This is a genomic window from Collinsella sp. 1033st1_E11_1033SCRN_220408 (genome assembly GCF_039062465.1).
Lineage (GTDB): Bacteria > Actinomycetota > Coriobacteriia > Coriobacteriales > Atopobiaceae > Parolsenella.
On sequence record NZ_JBCLNF010000004.1, the window covers coordinates 1,888 to 7,071 of the forward strand.

Here is a 5,184-nt window from a genome sequence, read left to right on the forward strand (position 1 = left end):
CATCGGCTTCCAGTGCCAAGGCATCCACCGCGTGCCCTTGACATCTTCTTCTCTTGACGTCAGGTAAACACACTAATGTTGCGATCAGATGCGATCTTCTGTTTGAAGAAAATCTCGCTTGCGCTATGCGGCTCTCAAGGTACCGGGAGGGACGAGCCCTCGGGACCGGAGACTGCGACGACGTGACGACGGAGACGAGAGACTAGGACTGGCGGGCCGCCCCGTAAGTAAGGTATGTCTTTCTTGGTGAGGTTACTCTCCCTAGAAAGGAGGTGATCCAGCCGCACGTTCCCGTACGGCTACCTTGTTACGACTTCACCCCCCTTACCCTCCACACCTTCGGCGCCTCCCCCCATTGCTGGTTGGGCCGGCGACTTCGGGTGCAGACGACTCGGGTGGTGTGACGGGCGGTGTGTACAAGGCCCGGGAACGCATTCACCGCGGCGTGCTGATCCGCGATTACTAGCAACTCCGACTTCGCGGGGGCGGGTTGCAGCCCCCGGTCCGAACTGGGGCCGGCTTTGAGGGATTCGCTCCTGCTCGCGCAGTCGCAGCCCGCTGTGCCGGCCATTGTAGCACGTGTGCAGCCCTGGACATAAGGGGCATGATGACTTGACGTCGTCCCCACCTTCCTCCGGCTTGACGCCGGCGGTCTCGCGCGGGTGCCCGGCCTAACCGCTGGCAACACGCGACGGGGGTTGCGCTCGTTGCGGGACTTAACCCAACATCTCACGACACGAGCTGACGACAGCCATGCACCACCTGTTCAGGCTCCTCTCGGCCACGGCGTCTCCGCCGCTTCACCTGAATGTCAAGCCCAGGTAAGGTTCTTCGCGTTGCTTCGAATTAAGCCACATGCTCCGCTGCTTGTGCGGGCCCCCGTCAATTCCTTTGAGTTTTAGCCTTGCGGCCGTACTCCCCAGGCGGGACGCTTAATGCGTTGGCTGCGGCACGGGGGGATCGTCCCCCCACACCTAGCGTCCATCGTTTACGGCTGGGACTACCAGGGTATCTAATCCTGTTCGCTCCCCCAGCTTTCGCGCCTCAGCGTCAGTCGTGGCCCAGAGGGCCGCCTTCGCCACCGGTGTTCTTCCCAATATCTGCGCATTCCACCGCTACACTGGGAATTCCACCCTCCCCTGCCAGACTCAAGCCTCGGGGTTCCGGGAGCGGGCGGGGGTTGAGCCCCCGGATTTGACTCCCGGCCTACGAGGCCGCCTACGCGCGCTTTACGCCCAATGAATCCGGATAACGCTCGCCCCATACGTATTACCGCGGCTGCTGGCACGTATTTAGCCGGGGCTTCTTCTGCAGGTACCGTCACCTTTCGGCCTCTTCCCTGCTGAAAGCGGTTTACGACCCGAGGGCCTTCGTCCCGCACGCGGCGTCGCTGCGTCAGGGTTCCCCCCATTGCGCAAGATTCCCCACTGCTGCCTCCCGTAGGAGTCTGGGCCGTGTCTCAGTCCCAATCTGGCCGGTCGGTCTCTCAACCCGGCTACCCATAGTCGCCTTGGTGGGCCGTTGCCCCGCCAACTAGCTAACAGGCCGCGGGCCCATCCCCCTCCGTCTGGGCTTTCCCGCCTCCCCCATGCGGGGGATGGCGGAGTATCCGGCATTAATCCCGCTTTCGCGAGGCTATTCCGGGGAGGGGGGCAGGTTGCCCACGTGTTACTCAGCCGTTCGCCACTCTATTCGCATCCCGAGGGATGCCTTAACCGTTCGACTTGCATGTGTTAGGCGCGCCGCCAGCGTTCATCCTGAGCCAGGATCGAACTCTCCGTTCAAATCAAAGGGCCTAGGGCCCCATCATTCCGTGTACCGGGTGTCGGTCCGTCGCTCTGTCCGCTGTCTCTGAATGTAAGATTCGGATTCGCTTGGTCAAAGGAACAAAGGGTTGCTATGTAGCACACTTCGTCACTTCTACTTAGCTTGTCTGTCTCGTCGATCTCATCGATCGCAGTATCCGGTTCTCAAGGTTCGCCCGCGCCGCCCCCGCCCGTCCCGTGGGACCCGCCGGCCGCAGCGCAGGGATGAAATATACGCGCCCCCGGGGCCGCCCGCAAGGGGGCGGGGGCGTCTCCACGGGACGCACACATTTGCTAACACTTAACGCCTTGTAGATTTCTTTACCCATCGCACGCAAAGCCAATACAGCTTGCGTCTAATCTCATCGTCACACCATGGTTTATCAGCATGTCTGGGGTCAATAAGAGCGGAGGCCCCATGTGCAAGACATTCGTTATCGGATACAGTCCCTCGACCAGAAAGATGGCAATCCTTATCGCGCGCTCTGCAAATGAAATTACCAGCAAAGGTTTTGAGGCTGCTTCCTTCTCCATCTCTAACAACGGGAAGGCGTTCATCCTCGCCTATGTGGCAGACGACACGAAAGCGAGATAGCTCCCGTGAATGGCGTCAATTAGGCCCTTTAGATCACCGGGCTCGTTGTAATTGCTTTTGCTCTCATCGGATATATGGGCTTATTCGTTGGCGGCGACTTTGCCTCTTTCACAGGTGGAACCATGCCCCACATCTTGGCAGGCGTGTCGCTTCTAATCCTGCTCGTGATTCCAAAGCACTCAAGCTCACGATAGCGTTCACTCGCCCCGCAGTGCAGACGCTCTCGATAGCGCCAACTCACCCCGCAGCGCAGAGTGGCTTGAGTCTCAACGCTGCCTTACGGAGAGCGCCACCTGATACTCCCCTAGCCAAAACACACTTGCCGCAGTTTGAACTGCAGCATTGACACCATAACCGCAGATAACAAAAGAGGCCGGAAGCACTTGCTTCCAGCCTCATCATTTATGGTGGGCGTTACAAGATTTGAACTTGTGACCTCTTCCGTGTCAGGGAAGCGCTCTCCCCCTGAGCTAAACGCCCGAAGCTTTGTGGTGCGCCTCGCGGCGCGGGGATTAATATATCTGAGCCCCCAACCCAATGCAACCCACAATTTCAAATTTTTTAGAATTTGGCGGAATTTATCTCGTCCGCGTTGGGTTCTCAAACCTAGGCACATGCTCTTACCTGCATGTTCGTAGTCTCTTGAAGCTCAGATAAGATCCCAAAAGTTTTTCAAAAATCTGGGATCGCCAGGTGAATCCTCCCCTAGTCCCTGCGCGACAGCAGAGACAGGACGCGGATGAAGACGTTGATGATGTCGAGGAAAAGCTCGGAAGCGTTATAGACCGCGTTTACGACGGTAGGCTCGTCGAACATCGCCTTGTGGAAGTCATAGCCGATGAAGCCACAGAACACCACGATGACAAGAAAGTCGATGAGCGTCTGGTCGATGGCCAGGAAGGCCATGACAATCTGCACCACGATGAGCGCGAGCAGGCATCCGCCGAGAACGCCAGAGATCTTCTCGAAGACATGCGGCACGGCGATGCCCAGGCATGCAAACACCGTGACGATACCCGCCGTCGCCAAGAAGGCCGTAGAGATGGTCTGGGCAGAGTACATAAGGAAAATCGTCGAAGTAGTGAAGCCAAACGAGAACACGAAGAGGATGTAGCCCGCCAGCGACAGCCCCACGGATTCCGCGCTCTTCCCTCGGCCCATCATGATGATGCCGGCAATCGAGGCGATGAAGCTCACGACCGAGATCGCAAAGTAGTTGTCCAATACCGCGAGCAGGAACGAAACGTTGGAGAACAGGCTCGCGCAGGCACCCATCACAAGGAAGCCGGCGAGAACGAGCGCCGTGAGAAGGAGACCGTACGCCCTCACGGAGAGCCTGCCGCCATTGCCGGCGCGCTGTCCCTCGACGCTAAACGGGGAATAGGGCTCGATACCACCCTGGTTTCCGGTCTGCCACTGATCGTTGTTGTTCATGAGAGATCCTATCGTCGTGTCCGCAGGGCGGACGAATCCATATACCCATCGATACTGGCGCGCTCGGGGCGCAGTACGTTTCTTCTACCCATTTCCTAGGTGTTATGCGCAACGCGCAGGAATGGGCATGGGTATTGCTACTTGTTTGGCTCGAGGTCCTCGCCTACCACGAGATTCTGAAAGCGATTCGCGATGAACTCGTCATTGAACTTCGAGTCGACATACTCCTCCACCGAGTTATGAGGCGGAATCCCGGCATCGCGGCAGGCCTTTCGGTAGAAACAGAAGACCGTGGCGAGCATATCCACGACGAGGAATGCGGTCATGAGCGACACAATCACGATCTGTCTGCGATTCGTGGGCTCGCCGATGCGATAGATGACTTCCGGCATGACAACGCGGCACCAAACGAGGCCGAGGACGCCCCAGGCGAATAGGAACCTCCATGCGATCCACTGGGTGATCGCATCCGGAAGGCCAATGTAGGTCCAGGACTGGGCATGGAAGAGGTCCTCCATGAGCATGCCCGTCGTCTGCTCGAGGCCACCGCCGAGAAGCGCGGAGACAAAGAAGACCTGTGCCTTGGGAGCGGTTCGGAAGTTCCAGAGCACCATCGTGAGGAGACATGCGCCGAAGCCGTAGAGCGGCGAGAACGGGCCCCACACGAGCCCTACACGCAGTTCCGTGCGACCAGACGATATGAGCATCCATGCCATCTCGAGGATCAAGCCCGCGACGCTCGCCGCCATGAAGATGATCACGTACTGGTAGAAGCCGGGACGCATATGGTCGAGCCACTCGTCTCGGACATTGAGACGCGCCCGTTTAAGCGCCTTGACCTGCTCTGAGGAGAGTTTGGGCTTTGGCTGCGTCTTGAGATCCACATAGGCGGGGTCATGACGCAGGCGCGCGCTGTTGCGCCTCTGGCGGTCGAGAATGACCTCATCCGCGGCATCAGAGATCTCCTTCGGCAGCTTGCCGCGACGCGCGAGCTTGCGGAAGCTCTTGCCGCTCGCCATGCGATAGCCACGCGCATTGATGGCTCGCGTCACGAGAACATACGCGAGAGCGAGCGCGAGAACTATGAGGAGGATAGTTACCAAGCTCAGGCTCCATCCGATGATGCGAACGACACGTCGCAAGCATTAGCAGACGACGCGTTTCCATGGTAGACCAACGGCCAATAGGGCGTGACGGGCGGGTTGGGCCGTCGCCACTCGAAAGACGGGGCTCACGAGCGCAACGCGAAGGCAGCGGCACGCCCGTGGGGCTCACGAGCGCAACGCGAAGGCGGCGACATGCCGAGATAAACAAAAAGGGCCGGCTTTTAGCCGACCCTTCGAATTCATG

Annotated in this window: 2 protein-coding genes, 1 tRNA gene and 2 rRNA genes (1 of these 5 only partly in view); all 5 read right to left on the minus strand. The window is 59.0% G+C overall.

All coding sequences use genetic code 11. The features are described from left to right. Nucleotides 1-59 (minus strand): 23S ribosomal RNA (locus ABCN07_RS04580); its annotated part reaches 1,887 nt to the left of the window's first position; the annotation flags it as partial. Between the two features lie 206 nt (nt 60-265). Continuing rightward, a 16S ribosomal RNA gene (locus tag ABCN07_RS04585) occupies nt 266-1,784 on the minus strand. Between the two features lie 1,021 nt (nt 1,785-2,805). Beyond that, nucleotides 2,806-2,880, minus strand: a tRNA-Val gene (locus tag ABCN07_RS04590). Between the two features lie 225 nt (nt 2,881-3,105). Beyond that, nucleotides 3,106-3,834 (minus strand): Bax inhibitor-1 family protein, encoded by a 729-nt coding sequence (locus ABCN07_RS04595; protein WP_343005585.1) that lies wholly within the window; start codon nt 3,832-3,834, stop codon nt 3,106-3,108. Nucleotides 3,835-3,971: 137 nt separating this feature from the next. Continuing rightward, complete coding sequence (locus ABCN07_RS04600) at nt 3,972-4,937, minus strand: putative ABC transporter permease (protein WP_343005586.1); 966 nt, start codon at nt 4,935-4,937, stop codon at nt 3,972-3,974. Nucleotides 4,938-5,184 lie beyond the last annotated feature (247 nt).